14 protein-coding genes are annotated in these 16,344 nt (G+C 42.2%); 5 read left to right on the top strand and 9 right to left on the bottom strand.

Annotated features, from left to right (window positions below; translation table 11 throughout):
• Positions 1–48: 48 nt before the first annotated feature.
• On the bottom strand, positions 49–636 hold the full coding sequence (locus A1019T_RS07930; RefSeq protein WP_077451175.1) for an adenine phosphoribosyltransferase: 588 nt from the start codon (positions 634–636) through the stop codon (positions 49–51).
• Between the two features lie 205 nt (positions 637–841).
• Between A1019T_RS07930 and A1019T_RS07925 the strand changes: the two genes are divergently transcribed.
• From A1019T_RS07925 to A1019T_RS07915, 3 genes are all read left to right on the top strand, one after another.
• Entirely contained in the window at positions 842–1,006 is a 165-nt protein-coding gene (locus tag A1019T_RS07925; RefSeq protein ID WP_028858919.1) for a rubredoxin, read from the top strand.
• 49 nt (positions 1,007–1,055) lie between these two features.
• A complete protein-coding gene (locus tag A1019T_RS07920; protein WP_077451174.1) occupies positions 1,056–2,021 on the top strand; it encodes an alpha/beta fold hydrolase in 966 nt (321 codons plus the stop codon).
• Between the two features lie 87 nt (positions 2,022–2,108).
• On the top strand, positions 2,109–3,098 hold the full coding sequence (locus A1019T_RS07915; RefSeq protein ID WP_077451173.1) for an alpha/beta fold hydrolase: 990 nt from the start codon (positions 2,109–2,111) through the stop codon (positions 3,096–3,098).
• Between the two features lie 76 nt (positions 3,099–3,174).
• Here the strand turns inward: A1019T_RS07915 and argJ are convergent, their stop codons facing one another.
• The 7 genes from argJ to cysS all read right to left on the bottom strand — a co-directional run bounded on the left by argJ (position 3,175) and on the right by cysS (position 12,929).
• Complete coding sequence (gene argJ / locus A1019T_RS07910) at positions 3,175–4,416, bottom strand: bifunctional glutamate N-acetyltransferase/amino-acid acetyltransferase ArgJ (protein WP_077451172.1); 1,242 nt, start codon at positions 4,414–4,416, stop codon at positions 3,175–3,177.
• Positions 4,417–4,505: 89 nt separating this feature from the next.
• Positions 4,506–5,321, bottom strand: coding sequence for an exodeoxyribonuclease III (gene xthA, locus A1019T_RS07905; protein ID WP_077451171.1), 816 nt, complete (start codon positions 5,319–5,321; stop codon positions 4,506–4,508).
• A gap of 144 nt (positions 5,322–5,465) precedes the next feature.
• Positions 5,466–6,110 (bottom strand): pyridoxamine 5'-phosphate oxidase, encoded by a 645-nt coding sequence (pdxH, locus tag A1019T_RS07900; protein WP_077451170.1) that lies wholly within the window; start codon positions 6,108–6,110, stop codon positions 5,466–5,468.
• A 110-nt stretch (positions 6,111–6,220) separates the two neighbouring features.
• Positions 6,221–7,591 carry a phosphoglucosamine mutase gene (gene glmM / locus A1019T_RS07895; RefSeq protein ID WP_077451169.1) on the bottom strand — a complete coding sequence of 457 codons (1,371 nt, stop codon included), beginning with the start codon at positions 7,589–7,591 and terminating at the stop codon, positions 6,221–6,223.
• Between the two features lie 199 nt (positions 7,592–7,790).
• Positions 7,791–9,263 (bottom strand): IMP dehydrogenase, encoded by a 1,473-nt coding sequence (guaB, locus tag A1019T_RS07890; protein ID WP_077451168.1) that lies wholly within the window; start codon positions 9,261–9,263, stop codon positions 7,791–7,793.
• A 140-nt stretch (positions 9,264–9,403) separates the two neighbouring features.
• Positions 9,404–11,368 (bottom strand): mechanosensitive ion channel family protein, encoded by a 1,965-nt coding sequence (locus A1019T_RS07885; protein ID WP_244156585.1) that lies wholly within the window; start codon positions 11,366–11,368, stop codon positions 9,404–9,406.
• Positions 11,369–11,495: 127 nt separating this feature from the next.
• Positions 11,496–12,929 (bottom strand): cysteine--tRNA ligase, encoded by a 1,434-nt coding sequence (gene cysS / locus A1019T_RS07880; RefSeq protein WP_425271945.1) that lies wholly within the window; start codon positions 12,927–12,929, stop codon positions 11,496–11,498.
• Between the two features lie 257 nt (positions 12,930–13,186).
• Here cysS and A1019T_RS07875 point away from each other — a divergent pair, with 257 nt between their 5' ends.
• Positions 13,187–13,783, top strand: a complete 597-nt coding sequence (locus A1019T_RS07875; RefSeq protein ID WP_077451165.1) for a cob(I)yrinic acid a,c-diamide adenosyltransferase — start codon at positions 13,187–13,189, stop codon at positions 13,781–13,783.
• Positions 13,784–13,940: 157 nt separating this feature from the next.
• On the opposite strand, the gene A1019T_RS07870 is transcribed toward A1019T_RS07875, so the two are convergent.
• Positions 13,941–14,936, bottom strand: a complete 996-nt coding sequence (locus A1019T_RS07870) for a hypothetical protein (RefSeq protein WP_244156584.1) — start codon at positions 14,934–14,936, stop codon at positions 13,941–13,943.
• 354 nt (positions 14,937–15,290) lie between these two features.
• On the opposite strand from A1019T_RS07870, the gene A1019T_RS07865 reads away from it, so the two are divergent.
• Positions 15,291–16,196 (top strand): glycerophosphodiester phosphodiesterase, encoded by a 906-nt coding sequence (locus A1019T_RS07865; protein WP_077451163.1) that lies wholly within the window; start codon positions 15,291–15,293, stop codon positions 16,194–16,196.
• Positions 16,197–16,344: the final 148 nt, after the last annotated feature.

Here is a 16,344-nt window from a genome sequence, read left to right as displayed (position 1 = left end):
CTAGCGTAGAGTTTTTTATTATCGGCTATATCTATTATTTTTAAGGGCTTAGCCTTCTAGTACGGTATATACTGGCACTGGGAAAGGCTTATGTAAATCTACTAAATCCAGTAGCACTAGTACACCTGCCACATCATGGCCAGCTTCTTGACACAAATGATAAGCGGTATTTAAAGTGCCGCCAGTAGCTAAGATGTCATCAACCAATAATACTTTACGCGGAGCCATACCGCCTTGGATTTCTAAGGTATCACTACCATACTCTAAGGCATAGGACTTATTAGCCACAGGAGGCGGTAGTTTACCCGGCTTACGTAGCAACACCATGCCTTTGCCCAAGCGTCCTGATAACAAACTTGCAAACACAAAACCACGGGCTTCAACAGCCACAAAACAATCAATCTGCTCTAATAGGCCATCTGGTAAGGCTGCTAGCATGGCATCAATAACTTCATTTACATGATCAAGCAGTAACGGAGTGATGTCATAGAAATCAATGCCAGGCTTAGGAAAGTCAGGAACAGTGCGAATGGCTTTCCACAAGTCATGCTGTCTACGGCTTTGTAAAACTTCATTGCTCGGTGGCACAGCGCCTGTCTCTTGCACGCTCGAGAGGCTTTGAGGGTTGTCACTCATAAGTTTTCCATCAAAATTAGGGTCGAAGAGGTAAGATAAACATATAGGGAGGGCTATTGTTTAACAAAACGCCTATTTTAACATATCATCTTCCTTGAGTCTTACAGATAGGTCACTGAAATTCGAATACCTGTTACTGAGCTTGTTTGCTATAATCAATGCCCAAATTTAAACGTTAACCTTGTGCTATATAGAGAGCTGTATAATGAAAAAATGGGAATGCATAATTTGTGGCTGGATATATGATGAAGAGTTAGGCTGCCCAGAAGAAGGGATTGCACCAGGTACCAAATGGGAGGATATCCCTGATGACTGGACTTGTCCTGAATGCGGTGTCGGTAAATTAGACTTTGAAATGCTAGAGGTATAGTTTATCTTAATAGATACGACCCAAGGCCATTAAAAGGATTTTATGTACCATGCCAAACTCCATTCTCAACCAGTATGATTGGTATCCCTCGCCTGTTTCAGCAATGATGCAACAAGCCATAATTCCAGTCTCTAAGGATATTGAGCTTTGTGTCGAAGTAGGTGGCGATCCTAAAAACCCTCCCTTACTGCTGATTATGGGGTTAGGCTCACAGCTTATATTTTGGCCTGAAAACTTTGTAAAACGCCTTATAGATGCCGGATTCTTTGTCATTCGTTTTGACAACCGTGATATTGGCTTATCTACTAAAATTTCTCGCTCAGATCTGCCCAAAACCAATACCCTGGCTGCCATGATGAAACTGCAGTTAGGACTGGATAACTCAAAAACACCCGTTCCCTATCGATTAGATGATATGGCAGAGGATACCGCAGGCTTGATTAAAGCTTTAGGCTTTCGTCAAGTGCATGTGCTAGGTGCCTCGATGGGCGGTATCATTGCCCAAATTTTAGCCGCTAAGCATCCTCATTTAGTGGATCGTTTGGCCCTAGTATTCTCTACTCATAACAAGCCTTTATTAGCGCCGCCTCGCCCCAAACAGCTGTACACGTTAATCAAACGTCCCAACAGTTATAAAGAAAAAGATATCGTTGAGCATGGCAAATGGTTTATCAAAACTGTGGGCTCACAAGGTCATATCGATGAAGAAGCTGTGGCTGAGGTTGCTAAATTAAGATATCAACGCTGCTTTTATCCAGTAGGTAGTGTTCAGCAACTAAAGGCTATTTTAATGACCGGCTCGGTGCAGCCTTATACCAAAGAGATTAAAGCCCCCACTTTGGTGATGCATGGCAGCAACGATGGACTATTACCTCCTTCGCACGGTAAAGCAGTCGCCAAAGATATCCCCAATGCTACCTTTAAACTTATTAAAGGCATGTCGCACGACTTGCCTGAATACTTCCAGCCCTTCATTGTCGCTGAGCTAAAAAAGCACATGCTGCAGGTTAGCTAACTGTCATTAAATTGACATTCAAATACTCTAGTCTTCTATAATGATACACTCTCATTGAGTAATCAATTAAGAAGACTAGGTTCTTTTATGCCCAATAAAACATCAGATAATCAGTACAAAATTAAAACCAAACCGTCAAAGTATGCACATTTTATGCAAGCTTATAAAATAAGAACGCCAAAATATAAGTTCTATTTAGAGCGTGGCGGTGATGAGGGTGATCCGATTATTCTCTTAATCATGGGACTCGGTGCTCAATCTTTGGTTTGGTCCAACCTATTTTGCCAAGAGCTAATCAACTCAGGATATCAAGTGATTCGATTTGATAATCGAGACATAGGCAAATCAAGCAAGCTTAAGCACAAAAACAAACTCACCAAAGAATATAAGTCGGTCTCAAAAAAGTTGGCTTTATTATCGCGATTCAAGCTCGGTTTGCCTCTACATATCGAAGAAGACAGTATCCCGTATACCCTTTTTGATATGACCGAAGATGTGCATCAGCTGTTAAATGCTTTAAAGATTGAGAAGTGTCATGTGATTGGGATGTCAATGGGCGGTATGATTGCACAGATTTTAGCCGCTGAACATCCCGATAGAGTGGACAAGCTTGGTTTGCTAGCCACTAGCAATAACAAACCTTTTTTACCCCCGCCTAGGATTGATGCCCTTAGAGCTCTGACTAAACCTATCCCCGAGACCAAAGATGCTACTGAGATTATCGAAAATAATCTAAACTTACAACGAGTTATCGCCTCTCCTGACTTTTTTGATGAAAAGCGGGCCTTAAAGCGTACTAAACTGCTCTATAATCGCCGCTTTTATCCCATAGGAGTAAGCCGTCAATTATTAGCACTGTTAGCAACAGGCTCGTTAGTAAATATAGATAAAAAAATCAAACAGCCGACATTAATTGTGCATGGCTCAAAAGACAGGTTATTGCCTCCTGCTCATGGTCATAGTCTATCAAGAACCATTCCGCATGCTGATTTTAAGCTGATACCTGGTCTTGGTCACGATATACCAGATACCCTAGCGCGTTATTTGGCGGATTTATTTGCTGAGCATTTCCGTTAAAAAAGGCAGCCATTGATAACAAGGACTGCCTTTCATGGCTACAATATTTTTCTACTATTAGCTATGTTAGATCTAGCTAACTGCGATAATCGGCATTAATGCTGACATACTCATGTGATAAATCACAAGTGTAAACGGTATCAGTAGCCTCGCCCATACCCAGATCAATATTAATAGTAATCTCAGGGCGGCTCATGACTTCTTGGCCTTGCTCCTCAGTATAGCTTGGATCTAACTGACCGCGCGTACAAATAGCCACATCATCCAGGGTCACACTAACTTGATCGGCATCAAGGTTTTCAGCCCCTGAGTAGCCCACTGCAGCTACAATACGACCCCAGTTTGGATCACTGGCAAAAAAGGCAGTCTTCACTAAAGGAGAGTGAGCGACGGCATACGCCACATCACAGCAATCCTCAACGGTCTTACCACCAGTCACTTTAACCGTAATGAATTTTGTTGCCCCTTCCCCATCTCTAACGATCAAGGTAGCCAAACGCAAAAAGACTTCTTTTAATGCTTGGTATAATACTTGGTAATGTGGGTGCTGGGTTGAATCAATCAAATTAGCTTGGTTGTCACCTGTGGCTATTAACACACAGCAATCATTGGTTGAGGTATCGCCATCAATGGTAATGCGGTTGAATGATTGATTGGTCAATTCTACTAACATCTGTTGTAGTAGATGCTGAGCAATAGGCGCATCTGTCGCCACATAACCTAGCATAGTAGCCATATTAGGGCGAATCATGCCAGCGCCTTTAGAGATACCGGTTACTTTGTAGCTTATAGCTTCATCCACAACCACGCTGGTACTGGCCACTTTAGGGATAGTATCCGTGGTTCTAATAGCATTGGCAGCAGATAACCAGTTATCCTGTGACAGACTGGCCAAACAGTTATCCAATCCATTAATGATGGCTTCACTATTAATTACTTCGCCAATGACACCGGTAGAAAAAGGCATTACCTGATTGACCTCTACCTCTACTTTGTCAGCTAAAGCTTTACAAGTTTGCAGCGCACGGCGATAGCCCTCCTCGCCTGTTGCAGCGTTTGCATTACCAGTATTAATTAGCAGATATCGTGCTGACTTATCACTGCCGGCAAGTTGCTGTAAATGTTCACGCACCAGCAAGACAGGGGCTGCACAGCACTTATTGGTGGTGGTAACACAAGCCACGGAAGCGGTTTCACTCAAACGAAATACAACCAAATCATCACGATCTTTGTAGCGCACGCCAGCAGCAGTGATGCCAATTTCAACGCCTTCAATGGCATGAATAATATCTGGTGGTGCTATATTTCCTACTGGCATGAATATCCCTTACTTATTGGTTAAAAACTGTCGGAGCAGTCTTTATTCAAGTTAATTTTATTTGCTTAGGCTATTTTTTAGGCTGTTTTTTAAAATCGGAAAGAGGCCCAAATTGGCGCATGGTCTGATGGTTTTTCCATCGCTCTTAATTCATAACTGATTCCGGCATCGATACAGTTGTCTTTAATATCCTCTGTACATAGGATATGGTCAATTCTAAGTCCACGTTTTGGATCATCATTAAAACCGCGGCTACGATAATCAAACCAGCTGAACTTCTCATTACAATCTGGATTATGGATACGGTAAGTGTCAAATAAATTTCGGCTCATTAAAGCTGTGTACCACTCGCGCTCTTCTGGTAAAAAAGAGGTCTTACCAGTTTTAAGCCAGCGCTGCGCATTTTTTTCACCGATACCAATGTCATTATCTTCTGGCGCAATATTCATATCGCCCATGATAATCAGCGTACGCCCTTCTTCTTTTAAAGCATCAATATAGACATTTAACGAGGCGTAGTACTCTCTTTTCATTGGAAACTTGGTTTCATGATTACGGCTCTCCCCCTGTGGAAAATAGCCATTTAACACATCAACCTCTTTTCCATCGAACACATATCGGGCATGGATAAAACGCTTTTGAGCATCTTCTGCTTCGCCTGGAAAACCTTTTTGGACAAAAATAGGCTTCTGCTTCGAGACTAGGGCTACCCCATAGTGTGCCTTTTGACCGAAATACTCTACATGATAACCTAGTGACTCCACATCTTGTAAAGGGAACTGCTCATCATGTACTTTGGTTTCTTGAATACCCATGACATCTGGATCAATGATGTCTTTTACCGCTTCTAATTGATGTTGACGCGCTCTAATTCCATTAATATTAAAACTGACAAAACGGATCATAAACCTAAATATCCCAAGGTAAAAAGTGAATTGCTAATCGTTTTTATCCTATTTAGTAATTTTACTATTTTCTAATTTTGCTACTTACTCATAACACTGTTTGCTACATATACATTATATTTTATTTATAAACCAAGCTAACCTTTATGGTAATAAGCGCTTAATATCCCACTGTTCGGTATCAGTAACTTTGGTATAGACTATTCTATCATGTAGCCTGTTGGGTCTGCCTTGCCAAAACTCTATCTCAGTAGCAGTGATTTGATAGCCACCCCAAAAGTCAGGCGTTGGCACCTCACCTTCAGGATATTGCTGTTTTAGCTGAGCAAACTTATCATCCATAGCTTGGCGACTTGACACTGGTCCACTTTGCGGCTGACTTACCCAAGCGCCTATTTGACTTTCATAAGGACGCTTTTCGAAATAAGCCTCTGTGGTGGCACGGTTTACTTTAGTAATATTGCCTCGGACTCTTACCTGGCGCTGCATATCATGCCAAAAGAACAGAGCCTCAGCATGAGGATTTTGCTCAATATCTTGGCCTTTATGACTGAGATAATTGCTATAAAAAACTATCCCTTCATTATTAACTTCTCGTACTAAAACCGTTCTTACCGCCGGCATATTGTCTGAACCACAGGTAGCCAAGCTAATGGCATAAGGCTCAGGAGCTTTCTGCTCAATGGCTTCATTTAACCATAACGTTAATAGCTGAAAGGGACTGTCTAGCAGCACCTCTTCATGCAACTCGCCTTTTTCGTATGAGACTCTTTTATCACTAAAATCCATATTACCCCCATTGTCTCTCTTAGTAGCCATTTGCTTAACCGTATTGGAGTAAAAACAACTGTGCTACAAGAAAGACTGATACCTTCAATAAAAACGTAAATACTCTAAATTTAAACGATAGCAGTTTCGCCCATCACTGCTTTAACTTTAACCGCCAGCTCATTGGCTAACTTATCGCACTCTTCGGCATTGTCTAATTCAACCATAACTCGGATAAGAGGTTCAGTGCCTGACTTACGAATCAGTAGTCTACCGCGACCTTCAATGCTTTTTGATGCCTCATCAAACGCTTGCGCTAACTCTGGGAAATCATACGGGTCCGCCATTTGCTCTAAGCGCACATTAACTAGCGTCTGTGGCAATAATTTAAAGCCTTTGGTCAATTGGCTTAGAGTTTGTTTGGTCTGTGCCATTACTGCCAATACCTGCAGTCCAGCAATAATAGCATCTCCGGTACGACTCTTATCCAAGCATAAGATATGCCCTGAAGGCTCACCGCCTAAGATCCAATCATTGGCCTCTAAGCCCTGCATTACATATCTATCGCCCACTTTGGCTCGCTCTAAAGTAATGCCTTCAGCTTCAAGTGCCAGCTGTAAACCCATATTACTCATTTGAGTACCAACAACACCTGCGGCTTTAGTTTCCGACTTAGTGGCTAGAATATATAAGATGCCATCTCCATCGACCAAATCACCGTTTTCATCTACCATGATGATGCGGTCCCCATCACCATCTAAAGCGATACCTAAATCAGCTTTGTGCTCAACCACTGCCTGCTGAATCGCTTCTGGATAAGTAGAACCACATTTATCGTTAATGTTGATGCCATCAGGTTTATTGTGGATAGCAATAACTTCGGCCCCAAGCTCACGTAACACACGAGGCCCTACGCTATAGCCTGAACCATTAGCACAGTCAATAACGATCTTTAGATTGGATAAATCATATTGGTAAGGAAAGCTGCCCTTACAAAATTCGATATAACGGCCTTTGGCGTCATTAATTCTAAAATGCTTACCCAGTTGAGCAGGATCTTCTTGAGTGTAATCGGCATGACCCTCTACAATGCCGTCTAATTTTTTATTAATGGCGTCTTGCATCTCATCGCTTAGCTTGCGGCCATCTGCAGCAAAAAACTTAATGCCGTTATCATAATAAGGGTTGTGAGAAGCAGAAATCACCACGCCAGCATCGGCATGGAAGCTACGGGTTAAGTGAGCGATAGCCGGCGTCGGTAAAGGACCCACCATATGCACATCAACACCGGCTGAGTTAAATCCTGCTTGTAAGGCTGCTTCGATAACATAGCCGGATAAACGCGTGTCTTTGCCAATCACCACACTCGGCTTCTTCTTTGAAGAAACGTGATGCTCTACCAAAACTTGGCCTGTCACATAGCCTAGTTTTAAAACAAAATCTGGGGTAATTGGAAACTTGCCAAAAAGTCCACGTATACCGTCTGTACCGAAATAGCTCATAAATCCCTCAACTAAATAGCAATTAAATAGTAGTTAAAATAGTAATCAAATAAGTAACCATTAAATCAATAACTAATAAATTTATTATGTCCTAATATACTACAAAAAAAAGACCAAAAGATATTGTCTTTTGGTCTTTTTGGCTGTCCAATAACAGGTTAACCAACAAAACAACCTTTATCTGTTTAATGATTTCTCATTAGCTAATACGATAGTTAGGGGCTTCTTTGGTAATCTGAACGTCATGAACATGCGACTCTTTCATACCCGCAGAAGTTACTCTGATAAATTCAGGTTTGGTACGCATCTCTTCAATAGTGGCACAGCCAGTGTAACCCATTGATGAACGTAGACCGCCCACTAATTGGTTCACGATACCATTAACTGGGCCTTTATAAGGAACACGACCTTCAATGCCTTCTGGTACTAATTTCTCAACGCCATCTTTAGCATCTTGGAAATAACGGTCAGATGAGCCGTTTGAGCCAGACATAGCCCCTAAGCTGCCCATACCACGGTACGCTTTGTAATAGCGACCTTGGAATAGCTCAACATCACCTGGCGCCTCTTCAGTACCTGCCAACAATGAGCCTACCATGATGCACGAAGCACCAGCAGCAATGGCTTTGGCCATATCACCTGAGTAACGGATACCACCATCAGCGATTAATGGAATGCTGTCTTTTAACACAGAAGCCACATTATCAATGGCTGAAATTTGAGGCACACCAATACCGGCAATAATACGAGTGGTACAGATAGAACCTGGACCAATACCTACTTTCACTGCGTTGGCACCTGCATCGCGTAAAGCTAAGGCTGCATCACCAGTAGCAATGTTACCGCCGATAACTTGAATGTGTGGGAAATTCTTCTTAACCCAGCTTACTTTATCGATAACGCCTTGTGAGTGACCGTGTGCGGTGTCAACAACAATTACGTCCACTTCTGCTTCAACCAAAGCCTCGACACGAGCTTGAGTGTCTGCACCAGTACCCACAGCAGCGCCCACACGTAAGCGACCTTGTGAGTCTTTACAAGCATTGGGGTTGTTTTCAGCTTTGTTAAAGTCATTGACGGTAATCATACCTTTTAGACCAAAGTTATCATCTACCACCAACACTTTTTCAATGCGATGCTCATGAAGCAGCTTTTTAATATTTTCGTTAGACTCGCCTTCTTTTACGGTCACCAACTTATCTTGTGGTGTCATTACGTTACTTACAGGCTGGTTATGATTGGTTTCAAAACGCACATCACGGTGAGTAACGATACCCACAACTTGACCACTACCTGACTCTACGACAGGTACCCCAGAGATGTTATTTTCATTGGTAATGCGAAGCAGCTCACCCACAGTAATATCTGGGGTCACTGTAATAGGATCTACTACTGTACCGGCTTCGAATTTTTTTACACGACGCACTTGCATCGCTTGACGGTCAATGTCCATATTCTTATGTACAATACCCATACCACCAAGCTGAGCCATGGTGATCGCCATTTCTGATTCTGTTACTGTATCCATTGCGGCCGATATTAGAGGAAGATTTAAAGAGATATCTTCAGTTAATCGCGTCGTCAATGAAGCTGATTTAGGAAGCACATTTGAATATGCAGGCAGGAGTAAAACATCATCAAAAGTTAGGGCATCATCTACGATTCGCAACATACAGACCTCTTGGCTAGGGAAAATAAGCAACCTATTATAACAAAATTATCAGCTTTGTGAGCACTTGAATTTAAAGAGCTTCCTGCTTTAAATACCGCTTAAGTAATTATTAATAATAGCCACTTTTCTTGAGTTGATTTTTAGTTTCTTGGGGCAAAAGTGATGCGGTCAGTGGGTAAATGACCTCTGTGATTCTCATTTAAATAATCTAGCATTTGCTTACGAATATCACATTCTAAATTCCAAGCATTCATTGGCCCATCAGAGCTGACTTTACCTCGCAGGGTAATGCTTTCTTGGGTCACTTCGATGACTCTCATCTCAGGCTTCATGTCTTTATCCCATAGCTCATGCGCTATAGCCAATTCATAAAACTTCTGCTGTATGGCATCAATGTCCGCGCCATAATCGACATATAAATGAACGGCACTGGACTGATGCGATGAGGTATGTGACCAGTTTTCCAGCACCTCAGTGACAAAGTACTTCATCGGCACAATAAGCCGTCTATCGTCCCACGTTTTTAATACCGCGTAGGTATAGCGTAAGTCTTCCACCTCACTCCAGATATCATTAACAAATATGGTATCGCCAATTCGTACCGGCTGAGTGATTGCCACTTGGAAACCCGCAATAATATTGCCTAAAGTTGGCTGAGCCGCAATACCGATAATAGCCCCAGCAATCCCCGCAGAGGTTAACAACGTGGTGCCTAGCCCCTCTAAGTCAGCAAACTCTGCCAAACCAATCCAGACTCCACCCAGTACCATAACAAAAATGAAAATACGTCTAAACACTGAGACGTAAGTCATTCTTATACGCTGGGTATTAAACTGCTCTTCATCTAATGAATCAATTTGGTAATCTTGGTATCGGTTGGCAAAAAAGTTAATTGCCCTAACCCCAAGCCATAGGCCACTGATAACCAGACACAACCAAATGATAGGCCGGGTGGAGGTGGCAATAGCATCTACTCTAGGTAAGCTGCCAGAGACCAAGGCCAACATCATAGAGAAGCTTAAAGTGACAGTAAGAGGTACTGTTATTTTTGAGAAAAAGTCAGTCAGGCCTTTATTACCCAACGACAGCTCGTCCTTTTGGGTACGGTGAGTGATGGCATTGGAGTATAGACCGACAAACTTTGACACCCCTTTACTAAGTACAAAGCTTATGCCCATAGTGGCAAACATAAATAGAATTAGAACCAGCACTTCCCAAACACTAATACCCCAAACCTTAGCCGTCATTGGCTCTGGTAAAAAGCGTTCAAACTCTGCTGGCTTATGAATATCATATAGCGCATTAATATTGGCCACAGTTTGCGAGGAGAACACCCAAACTGGTGATTGATTGCCTACCCGTACACGCTCTAAGTATAAGGGTACGCTTCTGTTCTTATAATTAATATCACCCAGCTTTATAGAGCGTCTTGGCACCCCATGAATGGGGCTATCAGTCCCTAGTACAGGCTCAACCAAACCGTCTGAACGATCCGGCAGATCATCGAAAATATACAGACCTTTTTCGGTCATTAAATAATCCAGCTTCTTTGCCAGATCAGTGGCTTCGTTCTTTTGGGCCGCTGCAGGTAATAAATTTAGGTTTAATGCATAGGCTGCTAGAGCAAAGTTCTTTTGCAAGTTGGCGCTATTAAAGAACTCTAATGTGGCTAGAGGTGTTTCAAGATTAGGGGGAGTAGATAGTTCAGGCAATCCAGAGTTAAGCTTATTTAGCACATAATAGGCTTCATTGAACTCCCCTGTAAGCTCGTTTTCAGCTAGGAGCGGACGAGTGACTTCCTCCTCTGCCCCCTCCTCTGGTTTGTCTTGTTGAATCTGCTGAACGGCATAGTCAATAATGTTTTCGGGCTGTTCAGCATTTTGTACTTGCGGCGTTGTCTTTGCATCATCAGCATGGGATAAAGCGGGTGCCAAAAACATAAACAACACGATCACGGCTAAATGGAGCGCCCTCAGCAGAAGCTTATCCCACTTAGCTAGGGTCGGCTGATTAATGATGCTATTTTTTTGAACAGATGACATGACATCAAACCTCGACAAGCTTGTAGTACGAGCTACTTCGTTTTTGTATGCTAAATTATTCATGCACATTCCAAGTCGTTTTGGTTGCCAAGCTCTAGGGAATTATGCGTAAAACACAGACCTACCTATCTACACCATGCTTGTCGAGTTAGCTTTATTTACTGTACTGCTATCAGTCAATTAAGCAAAACTAGATACGTCTCCAAGTCGTGCCTTGCTTACCGTCTTCAAGCTCAATATTGTTTTGCTGTAACAAATCACGAATTTCATCAGCGCGAGCAAAGTTTTTATTGGCCTTAGCCTCGATACGTTCTTGAATAAGCGCGTCGATTTGCTCATCACTCATCTGACCTTCACTTACCGCACCGATTTGAGCCTGCAGGAACTCTGTCGGATCTACTTGACCAATATTTAAAGTAGCAGCCAGAGCTTTTAGAGTCACTGCAGCCGTTTGCAGCTTAGCAATACCTTGGTCATTTTCTGTCTCACGTGCCAGCTTGTTAACCTCTTTTGCTAAGCTAAATAAGACACTGATGGCTTGTGGCGTATTAAAGTCATCGTTCATTGCTTTGATGAAATTAGCACTATAACCACTGATCTCATTAACCACTTCAGTTGACGCTTCTACTGACTCATCCAGCTTGCCTGCTGATTCTAAAACCGCTTCGGCCGCCTTCAACGTTTGGTAAACTCGAGTTAATCCTGAGTGCGCCTCTTTTAGTGCTGCATCTGAAAAGTTAACCTGACTGCGATAATGGCTCGATAGAATAAAGAAGCGGATGGTTTCAGGATGAAACTTCTCCATCACTTCACGAATGGTGAAGAAGTTCCCTAAAGATTTAGACATCTTTTCGCCATCAACGTTAATAAAACCAACATGCATCCAGTTATTGGCATAAGTACAGCCGGTTGCCGCTTCTGACTGGGCAATCTCGTTTTCATGGTGCGGGAACTGTAAATCATGACCCCCACCGTGAATGTCAAAGCTGTCCCCTAAACACTTAGTTGACATAGCAGAGCACTCAATATGCCAGCCTGGGCGTCCACCGCCCCAGTTAGAATCCCACTGTGGCTCACCTAGTTTTGCCGCTTTCCAGAGTACAAAGTCAAATGGGTTCTTCTTATCCGTATCAACATCGACACGTGATCCCGCTTGCAAATCCTCTAACTTACGCTTTGATAATTTGCCATAACCCTCAAAGGTTTCAACGGCATAATAGACATCGCCGTTTGGTGCAGCGTATGCATGGTCTTTTTGCTCTAGGGTATCAATCATTTGCAGCATTTCATCGATATGCTGTGTGGCGCGTGGCTCTGAGTTAGGAACTGCACAGCCTAAAGCCGCGGCATCTTCATGCATAGCCTTAATGAAGCGTTCGGTTAAGTCGCCAATCTCTTCGCCATTTTCATTAGCACGAGCAATAATTTTGTCATCAATATCGGTGATATTACGCACATAATTCACCTCAAAACCTAAGTGACGTAACCAGCGTGACACCACATCAAAGGCAACCATTACCCGAGCATGACCAATATGGCAGTAATCATAAACCGTCATACCACAAACATACATGCCTACCTTACCGGCTTGTAGCGGCTCAAACTTTCGTTTATCGGTAGTCATAGAATCATAAATCTTTAACGTGGCCTGACTTTCGACCAACTGTTTTGATAGGAATTCAGGAGTTTGCGTGATATTGGCAGATAAAGACATATTAAAACCTTATAATGAAAACTGATGAATGATGACATCAAGTATTATTCTTAGCGAGGCTCATATTACCTAAGCTTGGCTAAAATTGCTATATTTCATCGGCATAGGATATGATGCTAACTTAAGTTTTTTAATAAAACCCCCTTAGATTTACTGGAGTTCCCCTTATGGGCAATCGATTAACCAAAATTTACACCCGCACTGGAGATGATGGCACGACAGGCATGGCAGATGGTAGCCGTGTCAGTAAAGCAGATGCTCTCTTCTTTGTAATGGGTGACGTTGACGAATTAAATGCCCATATCGGCATGATCTTGGCACAGATAGAAGCCTTAGAGGCAGATAAAGCACAAAGATTTATTGCGATATCTGACAGCTTAAGCACCGTTCAACATTTATTATTTAATATCGGTGGCGAACTGGCTATGCCCGAATATAAAGGTATTAGTGAAAGTCATATTAGCTGGCTAGAATCTGAAATCGATACCTTTAACCAAGATCTACCTGCCCTAAAGGATTTTATCTTACCAGCAGGCTCTGCCTTAGTCAGTCAAGTCCATATCGCTCGCACTGTCTGCCGCCGTGCTGAACGTCAAGCGGTTAACTTACAGCAAATCAGCAAGCAAGCCATAAGTGCAAATGCGCTTAAACTATTAAACCGTCTATCTGACTGGCTTTTTGTTTTATCAAGATATTGCGCCAAAGTTGAGGGGTCAAAAGAGGTGTTATGGGATAAAACCATATTGGATAAATTCAGCAGCTAGTCAACTATATATCCAGCCTGTTATTTAACCAGTTTTATAAAGTATCTCACAATAAAAAAGGTCCAACACAGTTTGTTGGACCTTTGTTAATGAGCTAATTTAAGCTAACTAAGGGCTTAAAAACCCAAAAGTTTTAGTTGCTTTTAGTCTATTACCCTTAGTAAGTGCCGTCTTCTTCAATGATGACCATTTCAATACTGTCATCTTTAGGAGCACTTAGCTTCTTAGGAACTTCAACGGGTTTAGTGGCCGTGTTATTGGCTTCCTCAGTTACAGGCTTACTAGGCTTTGGGGTTTCAGCTGCTTGAGGCTTAGCGGGTTCAACGGGTTTAGCAGCAGGCTTTTGTTGAGCCTCAGTCTGTGCTTTAGCACTACGAGCAGGCTGGGTCTGACGTACAGGCGCTCTTTGCTTCTGCTCAGGCTCTGGACGAACGCGAGGCTGCGTAGGTTGTCTTGGCTCAGCTGGTAAAGCTGGAGCAGGTCTTGGCTTATTGGTGTCTGGAGCAGTACGACGCGCATCAATAACGGCCTGATACTGCGACTTGGCAATAATGTCTGACGCAGCCATTAAAATAGAGGGCTGACCCACTACGCGAGCAATAGACTGACCGCCTTGCATACCCACCACATAACTAAAGTTATCACTAACCAGCATGTTGTTATTTAACACGATGCCTTCAGAGCGTAATAACTCAGCCAAAGTACGGTCTTCAACTTGAGTGTAAACTCGATTGGCACGGCTTACATCTTGGTTTGGCAAAGTTAAGCTTAAGCTGGCACTACAGGTAATCATACCTTGATCATTTGCTTGCTGCATTACTCTTGGGTTGGCAACATCAACCAATACTGAACCTACCGCATTATTGACATTGGTCAAACTTAGGCTTTCCCCATTGCTCTCAGCATAAGCATTAAATAAACGCTGTGACTGAGATCCTAAAGTAGACTGCACAGTTTGTGTCAACTGAGTTAAGGCCACTTGATCATCACATTGAACCACAGGAGCAGTTGTGACTACTTCAACTTTAGCCTCATCTGATTTATCAGTAGACTTCTCTTTTTTGCTACAACCCACAGCGGTTAATCCGCATAGCAACATCACCCCTACCAAACTTGTAGGACGTGAAACACGATCAAAACTTAACTTCATCATAACCTCTTTTAAAACCAGCCTTGGCTATCGCACGGTAATTTATATCTTTACAAAAAAGACGATAGCTCTTTTGTAAAAATATGTCTTAAGCCGTACTAGCCATTATTGTTACGTATTATACGCCAAAGCATAAATATTTGTTAATTCATATTAAAGTTATTGCATTTTAATGAAGTGTTATCACAATTTATATCTATAGTTTGTAAAGTAGGCTCATTAGGATCTATTAATGCTGCTTATTTTCTGCCAGTATTTCATTATAAAACTGAGCTATTTTACCTAATCCGCTTTCTCATAAACGTACTTTTAGCCTATCGCAATTTTAAAGGCTTTAACTTATTCAGAAGAGATTCTATGACTTCGTTAACCTCTTTACTCGACATTCATAATTGCTACTTACTCGGTCATAGAGGCGCTCGTGGCGAGCAGCTAGAAAACAGTAAAGCTGGCTTTATCCATACTCAGCAGCTAAGTCAAATCTCGGCAAACAATTGGCAAAAAAAGAAACTGGTAGGTATTGAGTTTGATGTGCAGTTAACTTTAGATGGTCAGTTAGTGGTCTTCCATGATGATACATTGCTTAGGCTATTTTCTCATCAATCTAGAATCGACCAATTAACCGCTGCCCAAATACAGCGCATCAGTCGCTCTGCTAGCGCCAATCAAAGTGATCCTATGTTACTGCTGCAACAGATGCCGGAGTTTATTAAAAATTACAGCCACATCGAGCTGGAAATTAAAACTAGCAATCGCACCAACTATCAACAACTGATTCAATCGTTAAAGCAATGTTTGGTTACTCCAGAGTTTAAGACTCTACCTTTAACCTTAACCAGCTTCGATGTTCATTTGCTTGAGAAGCTACAGGCGGATATTGTCCTTAGTCAGTTTAAGCGAGGCCTATTGGTAGAGCCTGCCTGCCCGCAGCTGACCCTGAAACTTATGGCACAGCCAGTTTTTAAGTATGCCGAGCACCTCATCCCTTCTACGCACCCTATACTCATAAATGATATTAAAAATGCAGTAATGAGCACTGGACAGCCTTTTACCAATACCGTGTTAATTGCTTTACGATTAGGCTGCTCCTCTATTGGGCTATTTTATCCTCTATTTGATTCAAGCTTTATGGCTCAATGCCAAAGATATGATCTTGCTACTACTGCTTGGACCGTTAATAATATCGACTCTGCCAAACATCTTATCAAGCTTGGGGTTAACTACCTCATTACAGACTACCCCAGTACTTTTTTATATGACTAAATAGCTGCTTAAAAAGCCAATCCAAGTAATACCAATCTAGAAAAAATAGGGTGGCAACAAAATTTGTTGCCACCCTATTAATTAACTGTTATATAAAAGTAAAAAAAGCCGAAAACCCGAGTTTCTCGACAATAATCTAGTGTATAAG

The sequence above is a fragment of the Psychrobacter piechaudii genome (assembly GCF_900162825.1).
In the GTDB taxonomy this organism is placed as follows: Bacteria; Pseudomonadota; Gammaproteobacteria; order Pseudomonadales; family Moraxellaceae; genus Psychrobacter; species Psychrobacter piechaudii.
Note: the sequence above shows the minus strand (reverse complement) of the source record. Positions and strands in the feature narration are given on the sequence as shown.